The 19861-nt window shown below is 71.4% G+C and carries 20 protein-coding genes; 8 read left to right on the forward strand and 12 right to left on the reverse strand.

The features are described from left to right. From N7925_RS09745 to N7925_RS09760, 4 genes are all read right to left on the reverse strand, one after another. On the reverse strand, positions 1 to 1701 hold the full coding sequence (locus N7925_RS09745; protein WP_265599287.1) for an acyl-CoA mutase large subunit family protein: 1701 nt from the start codon (positions 1699 to 1701) through the stop codon (positions 1 to 3). 91 nt (positions 1702 to 1792) lie between these two features. Next, positions 1793 to 2119 (reverse strand): DUF3817 domain-containing protein, encoded by a 327-nt coding sequence (locus N7925_RS09750; protein ID WP_026290710.1) that lies wholly within the window; start codon positions 2117 to 2119, stop codon positions 1793 to 1795. A 67-nt stretch (positions 2120 to 2186) separates the two neighbouring features. Next, on the reverse strand, positions 2187 to 2696 hold the full coding sequence (locus N7925_RS09755; protein WP_007448021.1) for a MarR family winged helix-turn-helix transcriptional regulator: 510 nt from the start codon (positions 2694 to 2696) through the stop codon (positions 2187 to 2189). A 10-nt stretch (positions 2697 to 2706) separates the two neighbouring features. Then, positions 2707 to 4191: an MFS transporter gene (locus tag N7925_RS09760; RefSeq protein ID WP_274343640.1), complete on the reverse strand. Its 1485-nt coding sequence runs from the start codon at positions 4189 to 4191 to the stop codon at positions 2707 to 2709. 83 nt (positions 4192 to 4274) lie between these two features. On the opposite strand from N7925_RS09760, the gene N7925_RS09765 reads away from it, so the two are divergent. Next, entirely contained in the window at positions 4275 to 5258 is a 984-nt protein-coding gene (locus N7925_RS09765) for an ArsR/SmtB family transcription factor (protein WP_265599289.1), read from the forward strand. A gap of 128 nt (positions 5259 to 5386) precedes the next feature. After that, positions 5387 to 6436: a glycoside hydrolase family 6 protein gene (locus N7925_RS09770; RefSeq protein ID WP_265599290.1), complete on the forward strand. Its 1050-nt coding sequence runs from the start codon at positions 5387 to 5389 to the stop codon at positions 6434 to 6436. Positions 6437 to 6460: 24 nt separating this feature from the next. Here the strand turns inward: N7925_RS09770 and N7925_RS09775 are convergent, their stop codons facing one another. The 4 genes from N7925_RS09775 to N7925_RS09790 form a co-directional block, all read right to left on the reverse strand. Beyond that, entirely contained in the window at positions 6461 to 8416 is a 1956-nt protein-coding gene (locus N7925_RS09775; RefSeq protein WP_274343641.1) for a galactose oxidase-like domain-containing protein, read from the reverse strand. 3 nt (positions 8417 to 8419) lie between these two features. After that, complete coding sequence (locus tag N7925_RS09780; RefSeq protein WP_274343642.1) at positions 8420 to 10228, reverse strand: glycosyltransferase family 2 protein; 1809 nt, start codon at positions 10226 to 10228, stop codon at positions 8420 to 8422. A 181-nt stretch (positions 10229 to 10409) separates the two neighbouring features. Further along, positions 10410 to 10703 carry an MTH1187 family thiamine-binding protein gene (locus tag N7925_RS09785; RefSeq protein ID WP_265599293.1) on the reverse strand — a complete coding sequence of 98 codons (294 nt, stop codon included), beginning with the start codon at positions 10701 to 10703 and terminating at the stop codon, positions 10410 to 10412. Beyond that, a complete protein-coding gene (locus N7925_RS09790; RefSeq protein ID WP_003966215.1) occupies positions 10700 to 11050 on the reverse strand; it encodes a DUF3817 domain-containing protein in 351 nt (116 codons plus the stop codon). The genes N7925_RS09785 and N7925_RS09790 overlap by 4 nt, the downstream gene beginning before the upstream one ends. Positions 11051 to 11273: 223 nt before the next feature. Here N7925_RS09790 and N7925_RS09795 point away from each other — a divergent pair, with 223 nt between their 5' ends. The 4 genes from N7925_RS09795 to N7925_RS09810 all read left to right on the forward strand — a co-directional run bounded on the left by N7925_RS09795 (position 11274) and on the right by N7925_RS09810 (position 13943). Beyond that, positions 11274 to 11906: an AIM24 family protein gene (locus N7925_RS09795; RefSeq protein ID WP_265603815.1), complete on the forward strand. Its 633-nt coding sequence runs from the start codon at positions 11274 to 11276 to the stop codon at positions 11904 to 11906. Then, positions 11906 to 12556, forward strand: coding sequence for an AIM24 family protein (locus tag N7925_RS09800; RefSeq protein WP_265599294.1), 651 nt, complete (start codon positions 11906 to 11908; stop codon positions 12554 to 12556). Before N7925_RS09795 ends, N7925_RS09800 begins: the two co-directional genes overlap by 1 nt. After that, on the forward strand, positions 12553 to 13317 hold the full coding sequence (locus N7925_RS09805; RefSeq protein ID WP_274343643.1) for an AIM24 family protein: 765 nt from the start codon (positions 12553 to 12555) through the stop codon (positions 13315 to 13317). Before N7925_RS09800 ends, N7925_RS09805 begins: the two co-directional genes overlap by 4 nt. 149 nt (positions 13318 to 13466) lie before the next feature. Continuing rightward, complete coding sequence (locus N7925_RS09810; RefSeq protein ID WP_265599296.1) at positions 13467 to 13943, forward strand: MarR family winged helix-turn-helix transcriptional regulator; 477 nt, start codon at positions 13467 to 13469, stop codon at positions 13941 to 13943. Positions 13944 to 13956: 13 nt separating this feature from the next. On the opposite strand, the gene N7925_RS09815 is transcribed toward N7925_RS09810, so the two are convergent. Both N7925_RS09815 and N7925_RS09820 read right to left on the reverse strand, forming a co-directional pair. Then, a complete protein-coding gene (locus N7925_RS09815; protein ID WP_274343644.1) occupies positions 13957 to 15411 on the reverse strand; it encodes a sensor histidine kinase in 1455 nt (484 codons plus the stop codon). Continuing rightward, the gene (locus N7925_RS09820) at positions 15408 to 16070 is read right to left on the reverse strand and encodes a response regulator transcription factor (RefSeq protein ID WP_265599298.1); all 663 of its coding nucleotides are present in this window, start codon (positions 16068 to 16070) and stop codon (positions 15408 to 15410) included. The genes N7925_RS09815 and N7925_RS09820 overlap by 4 nt, the downstream gene beginning before the upstream one ends. Before the next feature lie 117 nt (positions 16071 to 16187). Between N7925_RS09820 and N7925_RS09825 the strand changes: the two genes are divergently transcribed. Beyond that, on the forward strand, positions 16188 to 16928 hold the full coding sequence (locus N7925_RS09825; RefSeq protein WP_274343645.1) for a PepSY domain-containing protein: 741 nt from the start codon (positions 16188 to 16190) through the stop codon (positions 16926 to 16928). Positions 16929 to 17034: 106 nt separating this feature from the next. Continuing rightward, positions 17035 to 17454, forward strand: a complete 420-nt coding sequence (locus N7925_RS09830; RefSeq protein ID WP_274343646.1) for a DUF7919 family protein — start codon at positions 17035 to 17037, stop codon at positions 17452 to 17454. A 159-nt stretch (positions 17455 to 17613) separates the two neighbouring features. Here N7925_RS09830 and meaB read toward each other — a convergent pair whose 3' ends face one another. After that, positions 17614 to 18558 (reverse strand): methylmalonyl Co-A mutase-associated GTPase MeaB, encoded by a 945-nt coding sequence (gene meaB, locus N7925_RS09835; RefSeq protein ID WP_265603816.1) that lies wholly within the window; start codon positions 18556 to 18558, stop codon positions 17614 to 17616. Positions 18559 to 18640: 82 nt separating this feature from the next. Beyond that, positions 18641 to 19816, reverse strand: coding sequence for an acetyl-CoA C-acetyltransferase (locus N7925_RS09840; RefSeq protein WP_265603817.1), 1176 nt, complete (start codon positions 19814 to 19816; stop codon positions 18641 to 18643). Positions 19817 to 19861 lie beyond the last annotated feature (45 nt).

Consider the following 19861-nt stretch of genomic DNA (forward strand, 5'->3'; position numbering starts at 1 on the left):
TCAGAACCCCGGCGGCTCCGTGTAGGTGCCCCACTCCTCGCGCAGCACCCCGCAGATCTCGCCGAGCGTGGCCTCGGCCCGTACCGCGTCCAGCATCGGGGCGATCATGTTCGAGCCGTCGCGGGCGGAGGCGAGCATCGCGTCGAGGGCGGCGGTCACCTTGGCGTCGTCGCGGGCGGCCTTGCGGTCCGCGAGCTGGCTGACCTGGTCGCGCTCGACCTCGTGGCTGACCCGGAGGATCTCCAGGTCGCCGGTGACCGAGCCGTGGTGGACGTTGACGCCGACGACCCGCTTGTCGCCCTTCTCCAGGGCCCGCTGGTACTGGAACGCGGACTCGGCGATCTCGCCGGTGAACCAGCCGTCCTCTATGCCGCGCAGGATGCCGGAGGTCATCGGCCCGATGGGGTGCTGCCCGTCGGGGTGGGCCCGGGTGCCGCGCTCCTTGATCTGGTCGAAGATCTTCTCGGCCTCGGCCTCGATGCGGTCGGTGAGCTGCTCGACGTACCAGGAGCCGCCCAGCGGGTCGGCCACATTGGCGACGCCTGTCTCCTCCATCAGCACCTGCTGGGTGCGCAGGGCGATCTCGGCGGCCTGCTCGGAGGGGAGCGCGAGGGTCTCGTCGAGGGCGTTGGTGTGGAGCGAGTTGGTGCCGCCGAGCACGGCGGAGAGCGCCTCGACGGCGGTGCGCACCACGTTGTTGTACGGCTGCTGCGCGGTGAGGGAGACGCCGGCGGTCTGCGTGTGGAAGCGCAGCCACTGCGCCTTGTCGGTCTTCGCGCCGTACGTCTCCTTCATCCAGCGGGCCCAGATGCGGCGGGCGGCGCGGAACTTGGCGATCTCCTCGAAGAAGTCCAGGTGCGCGTCGAAGAAGAAGGAGAGCCCGGAGGCGAAGGCATCCACGTCCAGGCCGCGCGAGAGGCCCAGCTCCACGTAGCCGAAGCCGTCCGCGAGGGTGTAGGCCAGCTCCTGCGCGGCCGTCGCTCCGGCCTCGCGGATGTGGTAGCCGGAGACGGAGAGCGGCTTGTAGGCGGGGATGTCGCGGGCGCAGTGCTCCATCAGGTCGCCGATGAGGCGCAGGTGGGGCTCGGGCTGGAAGAGCCACTCCTTCTGCGCGATGTACTCCTTGAAGATGTCGGTCTGGAGCGTGCCGTTGAGCACGCCCGGGTCGACGCCCTGGCGCTCGGCGGCGACCAGGTACATGCAGAAGACGGGCACGGCCGGGCCGCTGATCGTCATCGAGGTGGTGACGTCGCCGAGGGGGATGTCACCGAAGAGGACCTCCATGTCGGCCGCCGAGTCGATGGCGACGCCGCAGTGGCCGACCTCGCCGAGCGCGCGCGGGTCGTCGGAGTCCCGGCCCATGAGCGTCGGCATGTCGAAGGCGACGCTGAGGCCGCCGCCGCCCGCCGCGAGGATCATCTTGTAGCGCTCGTTGGTCTGCTGGGCGTTGCCGAAGCCGGCGAACTGGCGGATCGTCCAGGTGCGGCCCCGGTAGCCGGTGGGGTGCAGCCCGCGGGTGAAGGGGTACTCCCCCGGCCAGCCGATCCGCTCGAATCCCTCGTACGTGTCACCGGGGCGTGGCCCGTACGCGGGCTCGACCGGGTCACCGGAGAGCGTGGTGAAGTCCGCGTCACGCTTGCGGGCCTTGTCGTAACGGGCCTGCCAGCGGAGGCGGCCTTCCTCGATCGCGTCAGCGTCCATACCTCGAATTTACTAGGACGTCCTAGTAAATGTCGATGGCAAACCGCCCGGCGCTTTTCGCGCGGGGCGGTTCGGGTGGTCCGACAGCCTCTCAGGCCTTGGCGGTCACCGGTGCGGGGTCGGTGACCAGGGCGCGGGCCTCGCGGCTGACCTTCGGTTCGACGAAGAACGAGGCGAAGGGGATACAGCCGGCGGCCAGCACCCACAGGAGCTTGCCGAAGGGCCACTTCGCCTTGGAGCCGAGATCGAACGCGAAGACGACGTAGACGATGAACAGCACGCCGTGGATCTGCGAGATCAGCATGGTGTCGCCGGTCTCGAAGCCGTACTTCGCGATGATCGCCACAGTGAAGACGAGCAGCCAGATGGCGGTGACGTAGGCCATCACCCGGTAGCGGGTGAGCACGTTCTGTTTCATGGCTACGAGCGTAACGGGACGAGCGGCGCGATCTTCGCGCGGCCCCGGCCTCACCGGAAGCCCGCGTTCACTTCTCCTCGAAGTCCTGGGCCGCCACCCGGAGCGGACGCAGCATGGCGAAGATCTCGGCGCACTCCTCGGAGTCGTACACCCCGAGGCCGAAGTCGATCGCGACCAGGTCCCGGGTGGCCGCCTCGACGACGTCTCGGCCCTTGTCGGTGATGGACGCCAGCGTTCCGCGGCCGTCGTTGGGGTTCGGCCGCTTGCCGACGAGACCGGACCTGACCAGCCGGTCCACGGTGTTGGTGACCGAGGTGGGGTGCACCATCAGCCGCTCCCCGATCTTGGACATCGGCAGCTCACCGGCCTTGGAGAAGGCGAGCAGCACCAGCGCCTCGTACCGGGCGAAGGTCAGCCCGTACGGCTTGACGACGGCGTCGACCTCGGCGAGCAGGATCTGCTGGGCCCGCATGATCGAGGTGATCGCCCCCATCGAGGGCACGGGCCCCCAGCGCTGCTGCCAGAGCTCGTCGGCGCGGGCGATGGGATCGAAGGGAAGGCTGAGCGGCTTCGGCACGGCATCGACCTTACCGACTGGCCACATGCCGGTCAGCCCCGTCTCGTGCCTCGGTATCGGACATGCGTCCGGGGGCTGTCCTGCGGACCTCGGCGACCACCAGGAGCGTAAGGACGGTACCGATGATTCCGGATCCGGCGACCACCTGGTGCACGGGGAAGAACTCGGCCGCGAGCCCCGCCAGCGCCATTCCGAACCCCTGCACGGTCATCAGCCCGGCGGTGAGCAGCGTCATGGCCCGGCCGCGCAGCTCCTGGGGCACGGCGTCGACGAACCACTGGTCGAGTCCGATCACATAGGCGGCGCCCGCGCCGGCCAGGGCGAGGGCCGCCAGGGCGAGCGGCAGCCCGGGACGGACCACGTACATGAGGAGCGGGAGAAGGCCGGCGGCGGCGACCGGCAGGACGATCCGGGAGCGGTTACGGGGGCTGAGCGCGGAGCCCACGAACAGTTCGGCCCCGATGTGCCCGGCGGCCATCGCGCAGAGCAGCAGCCCGAGCGCGGCGGGCGGGGCCCCGATCGCGTCGGCGTACGGGGCGGCGAGCGCCTCCGGGGCCACCACGAACATCGCGGGCAGCCAGAACAGCAGCATCAGCGCCCGGATGCGGCGGTCGCCCAGCACCAGACGGGCCCCGGAGAGCGACTCCTTGAGCAGGGTTCCGCCGCCGCCGTCACCGGCGCCGGTGCGGGCGGGGCGGTCGCGGGTCCCGAAGCGGAGCAGGGCGGCCGAGCAGAGGAAGGTCACCACGGTGACGGTGATCGCGCCGCGCGGCGACAGCACGGTGAGCAGCACCCCGCCGGCGCCGAACCCGATGAGCATCGCGCTCTGCGAGACGATCCGCAGCAGCGAACGGCCCAGTACGTAGAGGTCGCCCTCGCCGAGGATGTCGGTGAGCGCCGCCATCCGGGTCCCGGTGAAGACGGGCGCGATGGCGGCGACCAGGCAGCGCAGGGCGAGGAGTCCGGCGACCGGGGTGGCGGGCACCAGCATCACGGCGACGCAGGCCGCGCAGAGCAGGTCGCAGACGACCAGGACACGGCGGGCCGGGTAGCGGTCGGCGACCCCCGCGAACAGCGTCCCGCCGACCATGTACGGCAGCAGCCCGAGCGCGAACGTCAGCGCGCTGAGCAGCGGGGAGCCGGTGAGGTCGTAGACAAGCACGGTGAGCGCCAGTTCACTGACCACGACGCCGAGCAGCGAGAGCAGGTGGGCGGCGAAGACGGCCCGGAATTCGGTGACGGCGAAGACGGCCCGGTAACCGCGCGGGGCGGCAGACGCCGGGGCATCGAGGCCGGAGGCGGCGGACGCCGGGGCGTCGGGGCCGGAGGCGGCGGACGCCGGGGCGTCGGGGCCGGAGGCGGTGGGCTCCCGGAGCGTGGGCCCGGGGCCCGGGTCAGGGCGGGCGGCACGCTCCGGGGGCGGAGCCGGGACCGGCGCCGCCGGGGCGGGCGGAGTACGGGGTGTGTCCGCCGGGGCGGGGCTGTCGGTCGGCATGGGACGAGCCTGGGGCCGGAGCGCGGCCGGCCCTAGACTTTCGGCTGGAGACGAATGTCCGGGCCGCGGGGCGAGGGGGAGGCATGCCGTTCCAGCTGCACTTCGGCGAGAGCGATCTGCTGCGCTGCCGGTTCGCGCTGTCACCGCTGTTCGAGACCCAGGAGGCGGTGCGCACCCTGCACCGCACCGGCCGCCACGGCTACCACCTGCCGTGGCTCCGCCGCATCCGGGAGGCGTCCGGGGCGCTGGACCTGGAGCCGCTGTGGCTGCTGATGCCGACCATCGGCCACAACCCGGATTTCATCTGCCCGCCGCCGATCGGGCCGCTCGCGACGTTCGAGGAGGAGATCGCGGCCGTCCGGGCGGTCGATCCGGAGGTGGCGCGGGCCGACATGGCGCTGGCCCTGGCGGACCGGCCCGGCGGGACCGCGTCGACGACGGGCCGGCGGCTGCTGGCCGATCCGGCGCGGGCCGTGCGCGAGCTCGCCGACCTGCTGGAGCGGGCCTGGCAGGCGCTGATCGAGCCGTACTGGCCCCGGCTGCGGGCGCTGCTGGAGGCGGACATCGCCTACCACTCGCGGCGGCTCGCGGACAGCGGGCTGGAACAGCTGCTGGGTGAGCTGAGCCCCCGGCTGAGCTGGAACGGCTCGACGCTCACGGTGGCCGGGACCCAGGGCGACCACGAGCGGGTGCTGGGCGGGCAGGGGCTGGTCCTGATGCCGAGCGTCTTCGTCTGGCCGGAGGTGGTGGGCGGCCACGAGGAGCCGTGGCGACCGGGGCTGATCTACCCGGCCCGTGGCATCGGCGGGCTGTGGAGCGAGTCCGCCGACCGGACCCCGGAGAGCCTCGCCCGGCTGCTCGGCCGGGTCCGGGCCGATGTGCTGTGCGCGCTGGACGAACCGGCCGGGACGAGCGCGCTGGCGCACCGGCTCGGCCTCGCCCCCTCGTCCGTGTCGGCCCATCTGTCCGTGCTGCGCGGGGCGGGGCTGCTGGCCTCGCGGCGCTACGGACACCAGGTGCTGTACGAGCGCACCCCGCTGGGCATCGCGCTGGCCGCCTCGGACTGACGCGCCGGCCGTCGCGGCGTACGGGTCACGGACGGTGTCGCACCAGCACTCTCAGTGACCGTCGTGTCACGATGGCCCACGCTCCCTGTGCTCCGTGTCCGCGAGTCACCACCGTCCGAGGGGTCTGGATGTCCGGCCGCAGAATCGTCCCCCGCGCTCTCCCCCGTACCGTCCCCGTCCTGGCCGCCCTCACCCTGGCGACCGTCCTCACCGCCGGCTGCTCGACACCGGAGCCGCGCGTCACCCGGACCGCCGAGGCGGCGGACGAACTCGTCCGGGGGGAGCCAGCCCCGAGCGCCGCCTCCCCGTACTGGGTCGACCCGAACAGCGACGCGGCCCGCCAGGTGCGCGCCTGGGAGAAGGAGGGGCGCGAGGCGGAGGCGAAGATCCTGCGGCGGATCTCCGGCCGGCCGGTGGCCGACTGGCCCGCGTGGGACGACCCGGCCCCGGGAATCCGGGCCGCCGCGAAGTCCGCCGCCCGCACGAAGAAGACCATCCTGCTGGTGGCGTACAACATCCCGCACCGCGACTGCGGGCTCTACTCCGCGGGCGGCGCGAAGGACGCGGACGCCTACCGTTCCTGGATCGGCGAGTTCGCCGACGCCATCGGGAACGCCCCGGCGACCGTGATCCTGGAGCCGGACGCCCTCCCCCACATCACGGACGGCTGCACCCCGCCCGAGCACCACGCCGAGCGCTACCAGCTCCTCTCCGAGGCGGTGGACACGCTCAAGGCCCTGCCCAGCACCCAGGTCTACCTGGACGCGGGCAACCCGGACTGGATCGATGAGCCGTCCAAGATGGCGCAGCCGCTGCGGCAGGCCGGCATCGACCGGGCCGACGGCTTCTCCCTGAACGTCTCCAACTTTCAGTCGAACGAGAGCGTGAAGACGTACGCGAAGCGGCTCTCCGACGCCGTGGGCGGCTCGCACTTCGTGATCGACACCAGCCGCAACGGCAACGGCCCCCTGTCCGGGGGCCGCGAGGAGGCCTGGTGCAATCCACCGGGCCGGGGGCTCGGCACGCCGCCGACCACCGACACCGGCGACGACCGGCTCGACGCCTATCTGTGGATCAAGCGGCCGGGCGACTCCGACGGCCCCTGCCGGGGCGGCCCGCCGGCCGGCGACTGGTGGCCGGAGTACGCGCTCGGCCTGGCGAGGCGCGCCGCCTCCTGAGCCGGTCGCGGCGCGCCCCCGGGGTCAGGCGACCTTGACCCACTTCGCCTCGGAGGGCACGTCGTCGGTGTCGGTGACGAAGAGCATGTACCAGCCGGGCGGCACCAGCGTGGGGTCGTCCGGCACGGTCACGCTCACCTTGCCGTCGTCCTTCTTCAGGCCCAGTTCGATGGAGCGCTGCTCCACGTCGGTGGTGTGGGTGACGGCGCTCGGCCGCATCAGCCGGGCGGTGGCGATCCGGTCGGCGTCGGCGCTCTCGTAGGTGACCGTCGCGCCGCGCTCGGCGTTCTCGGGGCCGTTCCCGATCACCGGCCGCTTGTCCCCGCCCCGGTGCAGGGCGGGCGGGGTGTAGACCTCCATCCGCTGCTCGAACTTGCCGAGCTTGGTGTTGTCCTTGTCGCCGTAGAGCGAGTCGGAGCCGAAGGTCGCCACCCGCCCGTCGGGCAGCAGCAGCGCCTCGGAGTGGTAGTTGCGCCCCACCGTCGGCTCGGCCGCCTCCTTGAAGGTGTTGGTCTTCGGGTCGTAGGACTGCGCCTTCAGGATGTTGCTCGCCCCGCGGCCCCGGTAGTCCTCGGATCCGCCGCTGGTGAAGACGGTGTCGTCGGGCATGATCACGCTGTTCAGGTAGCGCGTGCCCTGCGGCAGGTCGGGGCCCGGCTCGAAGGCCGGGCTGTCCTGCTTGAGGTCGATGACCGCGGTGCGGGCGGTGGACTTCTTGGACTCGCCGACCCCGCCGCCGCCGAGGACCATCACCTTCTGGTCCTGCACGGGCGGCAGCAGCAGCGAGGCCGCCGTCTCCAGCTGGTCGGTGTCGGTCAGTCCGGGCACCTTGGTGAAGGTGTTCTTCCTGATGTCCCAGATCCCCGGCTCGCGTCCCTTGTCGGCCGGGCCGTAACCGGCGTTGGCGCCCGGGTAGAAGAGCTTGCCGCCCTTGGTCAGGAAGAGCGCCGGGTAGGTCGGGAAGTAGTGGAAGGGGCCCTTGGACCACTTCTTCGTCTTCGGGTCGTAGACCTCGTTGTCGCCGGGGAGGATCGCGCCGACGTCGTCGAGGCCGGAGACGGAGAGCACCCGGCCGTCCTCGAGCCCGACGAGCGTCGGATACCAGCGGGCCTCCTTCATCGGGTCGACCTTGATGTACTTCTCCGCCGTCGGGTCGAACTCGTAGGCAGCGCGGATCCCCTGGAAGTCCTGCTTGTCCATGGTGATCTTCTCGGCGAGGCCGTAGGCGTTGTCGGCGGCCTTGCCCTTCAGCCCGACGATCTCGTACTGGGCTGCGTCCGCCGCCACCGCCTCGGGTCCCTCGTCCACCGCCTCGACGAAGACCCGCTGCTCGGAGGCGGTCACCTTCGTCTTCCACGGCTTCATCTGGCCGCTCTCGAAGTAGTCGACCTCGAACTCGCGCTTGGCCTTGGGGACGGTGACGTCGAACTTGGCCGCGTACTCGACGCCGGAGGGCGAGCGGAAGACCGTGCCCTTCTCGAGCTTCAGCGGCTTGTCCGGGTTCTCGTTCTTGACCCGCATACCGCCGCCGGCCCGCTTCACCTTGTCGTCGAGCACCTCGTAGCGGGCGGTGCCGCCCGCGATCAGGAGGCGGCCGTCGGGGAGCTGGGCGTGGCCGCCGCAGAAGAAGTCCTCGGGGGTGGGGATCTTCTGGAAGGTGTTCTCGGCCGGGTCCCACAGCACCGTGTCGAAGGTGCCCTCGTCGAAGTGCGCCTCGTCGTTGCCGGAGCCCGCGACGATCAGCACCTTCCCGGTGTGCAGGAGCGCCGCGTGGATGGCGTTGGTCCGGTACTCCTTCGGGATGTCCACCCGGTCCCAGGAGCCGTACTCCGCCTTGTACTCCGGCTGGTCGATCTTGTACGCGTGATATCTGTCCTCGGCGAAGGACAGGGCCGCGGGAGCGTTCAGCCCGGCGAGCAGCAGCACCGCACCGCCTCCCAGGAGCGTCTTCCTCATCTGCTTCGAGGGCCGGTAGGCCATGGGTCAGTTCCCTCCTGCGGTGGTGGTGGCGGTGGTGCCGGCGCTCGCCGCGGTGGTCGCCGACGGGGCCGGGCCGGCGACGTAGACCGGTTCGAGCGGCGGGGGCGCCGGTACGGGGACGGCGCGCGCGGCCTCGGCGCGCCTGTCCTGCCGGACGGTCCAGGCCCAGGCGGCGACCGGGGAGAGGGATATCGCAAGACCCAGCGTCGCCCAGGTCCGCATCGCCACATGGGTGTGGTCCAGATACACCGACGCGGCGAGCGAGGAGAGCAGGACCGCCGCCCAGCAGAGGTGGATACGGAAGGTGAGCAGCCGGTCCGGGGAGGTCTGGCCGCCCTTGGGCGTGACGACGAACCGGCCGTCGGTGCGCAGCACGGCCGAGCCCAGCGACTTCAGGTAGATCGGGGCGGAGAGCGCGGACATGGCCATGCCGGCGAGACCACCGGAGCCCTCGGGCTCGTGCGGGGAGACGTTGTGCCGGCGGTTCCAGAGGTAGAGCCCGATCTGGAGGGCGGCGGCGTCGCTGTAGAGCATCAGCCAGATGGAGGCGGCGACCTGGGTGCCGGACGCCCCGAACCAGAGGAACAGCACACAGCTGCCCACGCCGAGCAGCCAGTTGACCGCGGTCATCGGGTAGTAGACGAGCATCAGCGTGTAGCTGAGGAGGCGGCCGGGGGGCACCCGGAACAGCGCCTTGCCGTACTGCTTGAACAGCGTCTCGTACGTTCCCCGGGACCAGCGCAGCTGCTGGGTGAAGAAGTCCGTCCAGGAGGCGGGCCCCTCGCCCACGGCGAGCACGTCGGGGGTGTAGACCGAACGCCAGTAGTGCCCGGTGTGCGGGTTGCGGCGGCGGTGGATCTCGAAGCCGGTGGCCATGTCCTCGGTGATCGAGTCGTACAGGCCGCCGACCTGCCGCAGCGCGGCGATGCGCACGACGTTGTTGGTGCCGACGAACATCGGGGCGCCGTAGCGGTTGCCCGCGCGCTGGATCAGGGCGTGGAAGAGGAACTGCTGGGACTCGGCGGCCTTGGTGACGGCCGAGTCGTAGTTCCCGTAGACCTGCGGTCCGACGACGAAGGCGACGTCCGGGTCGCGGAAGTAGCCCATCATCCGTTCCAGGAAGTTGGGCATGGGCACGTGGTCGGTGTCGACGGAGGCGAAGAAGTCGTAGTCGCCGCCGTGCAGGGCGATCCAGGCGTTGTAGTTGCCGTGCTTCGTCTTCGCCTTGTGGACGCCCTTGTCACGGTTCCACTCGGGGACGCCGCGCCGGGTGAAGTGGTGGACGCCCAGTTCGGCGCAGAGCATCCGGGCGCCGGGGTCGTCGCCCTCGTCGAGCAGCCAGACGTCCAGCGGGCCGGGGTGCTTCAGGCGTACGGCGCCCTTGAGGGTGGCGCGGACCATGGAGAGCGGTTCCTTGCCGGGGACGTACGTGGTCAGGAAGGCGACCCTGGTGCCGGGCTCGGGCGTCACCGGTACCGGGTCCCGCGCGACGAGCGTGGCGTGCGCGATGGAGACCACGTTGACCAGCATGAACAGCTCGATCAGCGCGATCGACACCAGCATCACGGTGTCGGCGACGACCAGCCAGCGTTCCCCGTTCTCCCGCTCGGTCCAGTGCGTGGGCCAGACCAGGTACAGCAGCAGGACGCCCGTGAGCACCGGGGCGAGGGTCATCAGCAGGACGGCTCTTATTCGGTGCTTCTCCGTGGAGAGCAGGCTCTTGTACCGCACCCGGTACCCCGTCGGCTCCGGCTCCGTGAGCGGACCCGCGAGCCGGCTGTAGGTGTCGTAGTCGTAGCCCTCCGACCGCACCGTGCCTCCCACTGTCGAACGGGTTGATATCCCCACAGAAGGGGACGGCTAACGGCGTGTCGACTTGGCGGGTCCGAGTGAGCGGTTTTTGGTCCGGAGCGGGAAAAGCCCCCGACCGTGTGGCGGCGGGGGCTTTTCGGGTGAACGCGGGCGAAGGCGGGACGTCCGCGCGGACGGTGCGTCAGGACGAGAGGTGACGCTCCACGGTCGCGACCTTGGAGGTCAGGCCGTCGGTGACGCCGGGGCGGATGTCGGCCTTCAGTACCAGGGAGACGCGGCCGGCGCGGGCCTCGACGGCGGCCACGGCGCGCTTGACGACGTCCATGACCTCGTCCCACTCCCCTTCGATGGAGGTGAACATCGCGTCGGTGCGGTTGGGGAGCCCGGACTCCCGCACGACCCGCACGGCGTCGGCGACGTACTCCCCGACGTCCTCGCCGACACCGAGCGGGGAGACGGAGAACGCGACGATCATGCGCTGACCGTGCCCTCGCGGCGGGCGCGGGCGGCGATGACGCCGTCGGCCTCGTACTTCTTGAGGAGCTTGTCGCCGTAGAGCCCGCCGAAGGGGATGACCGCGAGGACGAAGAACAGCGCGACGCGCTTGAGCGGCCACTTGGCCTTGACCCAGACGTCCAGCAGGAACACCACGTAGATCGTGAAGAGGAGGCCGTGCAGCGCGCCCAGCGGCGGCATCAGGAAGTCGATGTCCGAGACGCGCATGAGGAGCGAGCCGAAGATGAGCAGCGCCGGGAAGGACAGCGCCTCGGGAAGCGAGATGAGGCGCAGCCGGTGCAGGGCGGAAGCGGTCTTGATGTCCACGAGGGCACCTTCGAGTGGGAGGGTCGCGTGAGCTTGTGAAGACACGCACAAGCCGTCCCCATTGTGGCATCGCGCCGGCGCGTCCCCGGCGGCGGGGGCCGCCCCGTCCGCCGGTGCGCGTATCGCCGCATATCAGGGCCGGTCCGCGTGCGCATCAGGGACGTAACGGTTCCGGAGCCTCTGGCCGGGGTGCGGCGCGGACGGCTACCGTCGTCGCGTGGCGATGTTCCGACTCCAAGGCAGCAAGACGCTCGCCGTCGACCTGACGGGCGATGCGGTCAAGGCGAAGAACGGCTCGATGGTCGCGTACGACGGCCGGATGTCCTTCAAGAAGATGTCCGGCGGCGGTGAGGGGCTCCGGGGCATGGTGACCCGCCGGCTGACCGGCGAGCAGATGACGGTGATGGAGGTGTCCGGGCAGGGCACCTGCTATTTCGCCGACCGGGCGAGCGAGATCAACCTGGTCTCGCTGCGCGGCGACACCCTGTACGTGGAGGCGAGCAATCTGCTGGCCACCGACGCCGGGCTGCGCACGGGCACGACGTTCACCGGGCTGCGCGGCGGGGCGAGCGGCAACGGCCTGTTCACCACCACGGTGGAGGGCACCGGGCAGGCGGCGATCATGTCGGACGGCACGGCGGTCCTGCTGCGGGTGTCCGCGCAGTATCCGCTGATGGTCGACCCCGGCGCGTACATCGCCCACCAGGGCCGGCTCCAGCAGAGCTTTCAGGCGGGGGTGAACTTCCGGACGCTGATGGGCGAGGGCTCCGGCGAGGCGTTCCAGATCCGCTTCGAGGGCGACGGCGTGGTCTATGTGCAGCCGAGCGAGCGCAACACCGTGGGGGGCGATGTCTGATGCCGTTCCGGGAGATCAACTCCAAGATGGTCGAGGCCACCCTGGCCCCGGGCCAGAAGCTGTTCAGCCAGCGCGGCGCGATGCTGGCGTACCGGGGCGAGGTGTCCTTCACTCCGAACCTCCAGGGCGGGCAGGGCGGCGTCGCGTCGATGATCGGCCGCCGGGTGGCGGGCGAGTCGACGCCGCTGATGACGGTCGAGGGCTCGGGCACGGTGATGTTCGGCCACGGCGGCCACCACATCCAGGTGATCGAGCTGGCGGGCGACACCCTGTACGTGGAGGCGGACCGGCTGCTCGCGTTCGACGGGACGCTCCAGCAGGGCACGATGTTCATGGGCGCGCAGGGCGGGGTGATGGGCATGGTGCGCGGCCAGGTGACCGGCCAGGGCCTGTTCACCACCACCCTCAAGGGGCACGGCGCGGTCGCGGTGATGGCGCACGGCGGGGTGATCGAACTGCCGATCACCCCGGGCCGGGACGTCCACGTCGACCCGCAGGCCTACGTCGCCCACCACGGTGAGGTCCGGAACAAGCTGTCCACGGCGGTCGGCTGGCGGGACATGGTGGGGCGGGGCTCCGGCGAGGCGTTCCAGCTGGAGCTGAGCGGCAGTGGTGCGGTGTACGTCCAGGCGTCGGAGGAGAAGCTTTGAGCACGCCCCCGGTCCTCGATCCGATGACGCTGCCGTCGGACGACAACGTCAACTCCTACACCTTCTGCGTGGAGCTCAAGGGGAGCCGGTGGTTCCTGCAGAAGGGCAAGATGATCGCCTACTACGGGCAGATCCAGTTCGACGGCATCGGACACGGCCGGTTCGAGCGGCTGGTGCGCGCCGGCTTCCACTCGCCGCTGCACGCGAGCGACTGGGTGCTGGCCGAGGGCAGCGGGAAGATGCTGCTGGCGGACCGGGCGTTCGACGTGAACTCCTTCAACCTGGAGGACGGGAACCTCACCATCCGGTCCGGGAACCTGCTGGCGTACCAGCCGACGATGGCGCTGAAGCAGTCGATCGTGCCGGGGTTCGTGACGCTGATCGGCACGGGGAAGTTCGTGGCCGCCTCGAACGGCCCGGTGGTGTTCATGGAGCCGCCGCTGCGGGTGGATCCGCAGGCACTGGTGGGCTGGGCCGACTGCCCCTCCCCGTGCCACCACTACGACCACGGCTACATGACGGGCGTGATGGGCGGTATCCGGTCCCTCACGGGGATCGGCGGGACATCGGGCGAGGAGCACCAGTTCGAGTTCGTCGGGGCGGGCACGGTGCTGCTCCAGTCGAGCGAGGCGCTGATGGCGGAGCAGGCGGCGGGAGCGGTCCCGAACGAGCCGGGCGTTCCGGGTGGCGGGGGTCAACCCGGATCCGCTCCGCGCATGCCCGGCCAGCTGGGGGACCTCCAGCGTCGCTTCGGGTTGTGAGCGGTAGTCTGCGGAGTGTGACGTCGAACGCCTGCGCCCAGCCGTCGGTGCTTGCCGACGGGCCCCTCGGCACAACCGCGGGCCGGGAGTGCCCGTCGTCACACCCCCCAATTTCGTCCGGCTTTCAACTTCTTAGGTAGAATCCACATATGGAGACCGAGACGGCCACCCGCTGGCTGAGCGACGCGGAGCAGTGCGCCTGGCGCACCCACCTGGACGTCAGCAGGCTGCTGATGCACCAACTGGAGAAGGACCTCCAGCCGTTCGGACTGACCATGAACGACTACGAGATCCTGGTCAACCTCTCCGAATCGGACGACCAGCGCATGCGGATGAGCGACCTCGCCGCCGCCACCCTTCAGTCCAAGAGCCGGCTCTCGCACCAGATCACCCGGATGGAGACCGCCGGGCTGGTCCGCCGCACCCACTGCGAATCGGACCGGCGCGGACTGTTCGCGGTCCTCACCGAGCACGGCGCGGAGACGATGCGCAAGGTCGCCCCGCACCACGTCGCCTCGGTGCGGCAGCACTTCATGGACCTGCTGTCCCCCGAGGCGCTCGCCGACCTGAACGCCGCGCTGACCCCGATCGCGGAGCACCTGCGCGGCAAGCGCGGCAAGCTGTAGGGGTCCGGGACCGTCAGGCGGAGCGGGGCAGCCACAGCCGGAAGGCCGCACCGCCCTCGGCCGCCGCGTGCACCGTCAGCGTCCCGCCGTGGCGCGAGGCGACGTCCCGGGCGATGGCCAGGCCCAGTCCAGCGCCGCCGTCGTCCCGGCTGCGGGCGTCGTCGAGCCGGACGAACCGTTCGAAGATCCGCTCCCGCTCGTCCTCGGGAACGCCCGCCCCGTCGTCCCTGACCTCCACCCGTACGCCGCGCCCGTCGGCCGCCACCGACACCGCGACGCTCCCCTCGGCGTGCCGCTGGGCGTTGTCCAGCAGATTGCCGATCACCCGGGACAGCTGCCCGCGCGACCCGCTCACCTCGAACGCGCCGCCCTCCGGCGCCTCGACGCCCACCGCGATCCGGTCCCCGGTCCGCTGCGACACCTCCTCCCGGACCAGCGCGCCCAGCTCCACGGTCGCGCTCCCGGGCTTCTCCCCCGCGTCCAGCCGGGCCAGCAGCAGCAGATCCGCCGCCAGCACCTGGAGCCGTACGGTGTCGGCGACCGCGCCCGGAAGGTCCAGCAGCTCCGGATGGGCCTCGGCCACCTCCAGCTGGGTGCGCAGCGAGGCGATCGGGGAACGCAGCTCGTGCGAGGCGTCCGCGACGAACCGGCGCTGGCGTTCCACGGACGCCTCCAGGACGGTGAGCGTCTCGTTCGTCGTCCGGGCCAGCGCCGCGATCTCGTCCCGCGAACCGGGCTCCGGAACCCGGCGGGCCAGGTCCTCGGAGGCGGTGATCGCCGCCATCTCGCGGCGGATGCCCTCGACCGGCCGCAGGGCCCGGCGGGTCACCAGCCAGGTCACCCCGGCGACGACCACCAGGAGCACCGGCAGCCCGGTGAGCATCGCCCCGCGCACCGTGTTCACCGCCTCCTGCTCGGCGGCGAGCGGTGCGCCCGCGTGCACGGTCAGGGTGACGCCGCGGGGGGTCGTCGCCTCGACGGCGGCGAAGCGGTAGTCGGCGGTGGTGCGGTCGACGGTGGCGGTGCCGTCGGAGAAGTCCGGGTCGTCGGAGGAGACCTGGCCGCGGCCGGGGCGGCTGCCGTCATCGTCGTCGTCGGCGCTGTCGTCGTCTCCGTCCCCCTCGCCGGGCGACGGGGAGGCCCCCGCCGAGGCCGAGGGCACCGGGGTGACGCCACTCGTGCCGGTGCCGGTGACGGCCCGCAGTTCCTTGGAAACGATGACGACCCGGCCCTCCTCGTCGGTCACCTGGACCGGGTGGTCCTCCTCGTCGTCCAGTTCCAGTTCGGCGTACGGGGTGTCCGTGGCCAGCTGTCCGGCCACCTCGCGGGCAGCCACCTCTGCCTGGAGGTCCGCCTGGTCGATCAGGTTGGCCCGCAGGACCAGGAGCACGGCGAGGCCGGCCGCCACCAGGGCGACGGCGACGACCAGGGTGGCTCCTATGGCGGCCCTGGCCCGTACGGACCTCACTGCGCCTCCAGCCGGTAGCCCGCGCCGCGCACGGTACGGATGGCACTCGCGCCGAGCTTGCGGCGCAGGGTGGAGATGTAGACCTCGACGATGTTCGGGTCGCCGTCGTAGGCGAAGTCCCAGACGTGCTCCAGGATCTCCGCCTTGCTGACGACCTGGCCCGCGCGCAGGGCGAGCTGCTCCAGCACCGCGAACTCCTTGGCGGTGAGCGCGATCTCCACCTCGCCGCGGATCACCCGGCGGGCGGCGGTCTCGATGCGCAGGGACCCGACGGTCAGGACGGGCGCGGCGGTGCCGGCTCCCCGGCGGCGCAGCAGGGCGCGGACCCGGGCGACGAGGACGACGTAGCTGAAGGGCTTGGTCAGGTAGTCGTCGGCGCCGGTGTCCAGTCCCTCGGCCTCGTCGTACTCGCCGTCCTTGGCGGTCAGCATGAGGATCGGCACCTCGTGTCCGGCGGCGCGCAGGTTCGAGCAGACGCGGTAGCCGTTCATGCCGGGCAGCATGATGTCGAGGATCACCAGGTCATGGACGCCCTCGCTCGCCCGGTGCAGCCCTTCGAGGCCGTCGTGCACGACATCCACGGCGAAGCCCTCGGCGGTCAGTCCCCTGGCCAGGGACACCGCGAGGCGCTTCTCGTCCTCCACGATCAACAGGCGCATGCGCACAGCCTCGCAAACTCAACCTGAAGGCGCCTTCAGGTGGCTTCAGGTTGCGTTCAGCTACCGACCGGCAGTGTGGGTCACGTCGAACAGCAGCAGCTCTCGGGAGGAACCCTCATGAAGCGCAACGTCACCATCGCGGCGATCACCGCGGCCGTGCTCATCGGCGGCACCACCGCCGCCACCGTCGCCTTCGCGGACGACGGGGACGGCGACCGTACGCCCGCCGGGAGCGTGAGCGCCGTGAGCCTCGCCGACGACAACGCCTCCGACGACCGCACGGACGACGCTTCCGACGACCGGACCCCGGCCGCCGCGAAGACCACCCGGATCACCCTCGACCAGGCCGTCGCCGCCGCCCTGAAGAGCGTCCCGGGCACGGTCACCGAGGCCGAGCTCGACGATGACGACGACGACAACGACCGCGCGGTCTGGGAGCTGGACGTCCGCGGTTCCGACAAGAAGTGGCACGACGTGACGGTGGACGCCGGCAACGGCAAGGTCCTGAAGACCCATGACGACGACAACGACGACCGCGACCACCACGCGCCCCGCTCCTCCGCCATCACCCTGAACCAGGCGGTGGACGCGGCTCTGAAGACCGCGCCGGGCAGCGTCACGTCGATCGACCTGGACGACGACGATGACGACGACGACAACCGGGGCACCGTCCTGCGCTGGGACATCGACATCGCGGGCAAGGACGGCAAGCAGCACGAGCTGCGCGTCGACGCGAAGACCGGCAAGGTCACCGTGGACCACGACGACGACGGCGACGACGACCGGGACGACCGCGCGGACGACAAGGACGACGACCGGGACGACGACCGGGATGACCGGGACGGCGACGACGGCTGACCCACCGTCCAGCGCCGTGAGCGCGGCAGGGGCAGAGAATAGGGGCCCGGTCCATCCGGCGATCCGCCGGAAACACTGCGACCCGCGACGCTGAGGGGGACAGCACATGAGCCACTACCCCGATCTGTCACCGTACTCCTACGACGAGTCACCCCGTGCCATGCTCAACGTCGGATGGCTGCATCCCCAACACGGCTACGCCACCGGCGTCGTGGACGAGCGGGTGGTGCAGGCGTTGGTGATCCTCAGCTCCGCCTACGAGAACCAGATGCGCGGCTTTCACAGGTGCGAGTTCTGCGACACGGACCGGGTCTCCGTCTCCGGCGGGCCGAACGGGGACACCCGGGTATGGCTCGGCTCGGCGGAGATCCGGGTGAAGGGAGAGGACGGAACCCTCTACGCCGCTCCGAACCTGGTCATCCACTACATCACCGCGCACCGCTACCGCCCGCCCGAGAAATTCTGCCGTGCGGCGGTCGGAGCGGCGGGAATCGATGCGCCCGGACCGCTGAGTCTGGTCGAGTAGCACCCTCGGACGGCGCCTGGTCGCCCCACGACGACCGGGCGCGGCCCCGGGCGCCACCTCTGCCCCGAGGACGGGGGCGGTGGGCGCGCCGCCGGGCCCGTACGCGAGAACGCCCCCGGGGTGGCACCCACGCCGTCCCCGGGGGCCTTCAGCACGTGCTCAGGAGCTCCCCGTCAGCCCCGCCACCAGCTCATCGGCCGCCGCGTACGGGTCCAGGGTCCCCGCCACGATGCGCTCGGCCAGGGCGTGCAGCCGGCGGTCGCCGCGCAGGTCGGCGATCTTCTCGCGGAGTGCGGTGACGGCGATCGTCTCGACCTCGTGCGCGGCGCGGGCGGTGCGGCGCTCGGCCAGCACGCCGTGCTCCTCCATCCAGGCCCGGTGCTTCTCCAGGGCCTCGACGACCTCGTCCGTGCCCTGGCCCCGGGCGGCGACCGTCTTCACGATCGGGGGGCGCCAGTCGCCGGGGCCCCGGGCCTCCCCCAGGCCCAGCATGTGGTTCAGCTCGCGGGCGGTGGCGTCCGCGCCGTCCCGGTCGGCCTTGTTGACCACGTAGACGTCGCCGATCTCCAGGATCCCGGCCTTGGCCGCCTGGATGCCGTCGCCCATGCCCGGGGCGAGCAGCACGACGGAGGTGTCGGCCTGGGAGGCGATCTCCACCTCGGACTGGCCGACGCCGACCGTCTCGACGAGGATCACGTCGCAGCCCGCCGCGTCCAGCACCCGGATGGCCTGCGGCGCGGACCAGGCGAGGCCGCCCAGGTGGCCCCGGGTCGCCATCGAGCGGATGTACACGCCCGGGTCGGACACGTGGTCCGCCATCCGGATCCGGTCGCCCAGCAGCGCCCCGCCGGAGAACGGCGAGGACGGGTCGACGGCGAGGACGCCGACCCGCTTGCCCGCCCGGCGGTAGGCGGAGACCAGGGCCGAGGTGGAGGTGGACTTGCCGACGCCCGGCGAGCCCGTGAGCCCGACGACGTAGGCGTGGCCGGCCAGCGGCGCCAGCGCGGCCATCACCTCCCGCAGCTGCGGGGAGGCCCCCTCCACCAGCGAGATCAGCCGGGCCACCGCACGCGGCCTGCCTGCTCGCGCCTGCTCGACCAGCATGGGGACATCCACGTCCACGTTCACCGCTCCGTATCTCCTGCTCTGCCCCGGAGCCCGTCCGGGCCCGGAATCCGTACGGGTACTACTTGCCCGGAACGCGGATGATCAGCGCGTCGCCCTGACCCCCGCCGCCGCAGAGCGCGGCCGCGCCGGTGCCGCCGCCGCGCCGCTTCAGCTCCAGGGCCAGGTGCAGGACGATCCGGGCGCCGGACATCCCGATGGGGTGGCCGAGCGCGATGGCGCCGCCGTTGACGTTGACCTTGTCCGAGGTGACGCCCAGATCCTTCACGGACTGGACGGCGACGGCCGCGAACGCCTCGTTGATCTCGATCAGGTCGAGGTCCTCGACGCCCAGGCCGTCCTTCTTCAGGGCGTGCCGGATGGCGTTCGAGGGCTGCGACTGGAGGGAGTTGTCGGGGCCCGCGACGTTTCCGTGGGCGCCGATCTCGGCGATCCAGTCGAGGCCCAGCTCCTCCGCCTTCGCCTTGCTCATCACGACGACCGCGGCGGCGCCGTCGGAGATCTGTGAGGAGGTCCCGGCGGTGATCGTGCCGTCCTTGGCGAAGGCCGGGCGCAGCTTGCCGAGCGTCTCCGCGGTCGTCTCGGCGCGGATGCCCTCGTCCTTGGCGAAGAGGACCGGGTCGCCCTTGCGCTGCGGGATCTCGACCGGGGTGATCTCCGCCTCGAAGAGGCCGTTCTTCTGGGCGGCGGCGGCCCGCTGGTGGGACTGCGCGCCGATCGCGTCCTGGGCGGCGCGGTCGAGGCCGAGGCGGCCGTTGTGCCTCTCGGTGGACTCTCCCATCGGGATGTTCTCGTACGCGTCGGTGAGACCGTCGTGCGCCATCGAGTCCAGCATCTCGATCGCGCCGTACTTGTAGCCCTCGCGGGACCTGGGGAGCAGGTGCGGGGCGTTGGTCATGGACTCCTGGCCGCCCGCGACCACCACGTCGAACTCCCCGGCGCGGATGAGCTGGTCGGCCAGCGCGATGGCGTCGAGCCCGGACAGGCACACCTTGTTGACGGTGAGCGCGGGGACGTTCATCGGGATGCCTGCCTTGACCGCCGCCTGCCGGGCGGGCATCTGGCCCGCGCCGGCCGTGAGCACCTGACCCATGATCACGTACTGGACCTGGTCACCGCCGATGCCGGCCCGGTCCAGAGCGGCCTTGATGGCGAAGCCGCCGAGGTCGGCGCCGGAGAAGCTCTTGAGGGAGCCGAGGAGGCGGCCCATGGGCGTCCGGGCGCCCGCGACGATCACTGAGGTGGTGGTACCGGTCGTTGCTGGCATGGGCACGGCCCCTTG

This window comes from Streptomyces sp. CA-278952 (genome assembly GCF_028747205.1).
In the GTDB taxonomy this organism is placed as follows: Bacteria; Actinomycetota; Actinomycetes; order Streptomycetales; family Streptomycetaceae; genus Streptomyces.

Coding starts and splice junctions, on each gene's coding strand:
- N7925_RS09825 (WP_274343645.1), top strand. CDS start 16,188: ATGAAGCGCAACGTCACCATCGCGGCGATCACCGCGGCCGTGCTCATC.
- N7925_RS09820 (WP_265599298.1), bottom strand. CDS start 16,070: ATGCGCCTGTTGATCGTGGAGGACGAGAAGCGCCTCGCGGTGTCCCTG.
- N7925_RS09800 (WP_265599294.1), top strand. CDS start 11,906: ATGCCGTTCCGGGAGATCAACTCCAAGATGGTCGAGGCCACCCTGGCC.
- N7925_RS09830 (WP_274343646.1), top strand. CDS start 17,035: ATGAGCCACTACCCCGATCTGTCACCGTACTCCTACGACGAGTCACCC.
- N7925_RS09765 (WP_265599289.1), top strand. CDS start 4,275: ATGCCGTTCCAGCTGCACTTCGGCGAGAGCGATCTGCTGCGCTGCCGG.
- N7925_RS09795 (WP_265603815.1), top strand. CDS start 11,274: ATGTTCCGACTCCAAGGCAGCAAGACGCTCGCCGTCGACCTGACGGGC.
- N7925_RS09785 (WP_265599293.1), bottom strand. CDS start 10,703: ATGATCGTCGCGTTCTCCGTCTCCCCGCTCGGTGTCGGCGAGGACGTC.
- N7925_RS09750 (WP_026290710.1), bottom strand. CDS start 2,119: ATGAAACAGAACGTGCTCACCCGCTACCGGGTGATGGCCTACGTCACC.
- N7925_RS09770 (WP_265599290.1), top strand. CDS start 5,387: ATGTCCGGCCGCAGAATCGTCCCCCGCGCTCTCCCCCGTACCGTCCCC.
- N7925_RS09810 (WP_265599296.1), top strand. CDS start 13,467: ATGGAGACCGAGACGGCCACCCGCTGGCTGAGCGACGCGGAGCAGTGC.
- meaB (WP_265603816.1), bottom strand. CDS start 18,558: ATGCTGGTCGAGCAGGCGCGAGCAGGCAGGCCGCGTGCGGTGGCCCGG.
- N7925_RS09775 (WP_274343641.1), bottom strand. CDS start 8,416: ATGGCCTACCGGCCCTCGAAGCAGATGAGGAAGACGCTCCTGGGAGGC.
- N7925_RS09745 (WP_265599287.1), bottom strand. CDS start 1,701: ATGGACGCTGACGCGATCGAGGAAGGCCGCCTCCGCTGGCAGGCCCGT.
- N7925_RS09760 (WP_274343640.1), bottom strand. CDS start 4,191: ATGCCGACCGACAGCCCCGCCCCGGCGGACACACCCCGTACTCCGCCC.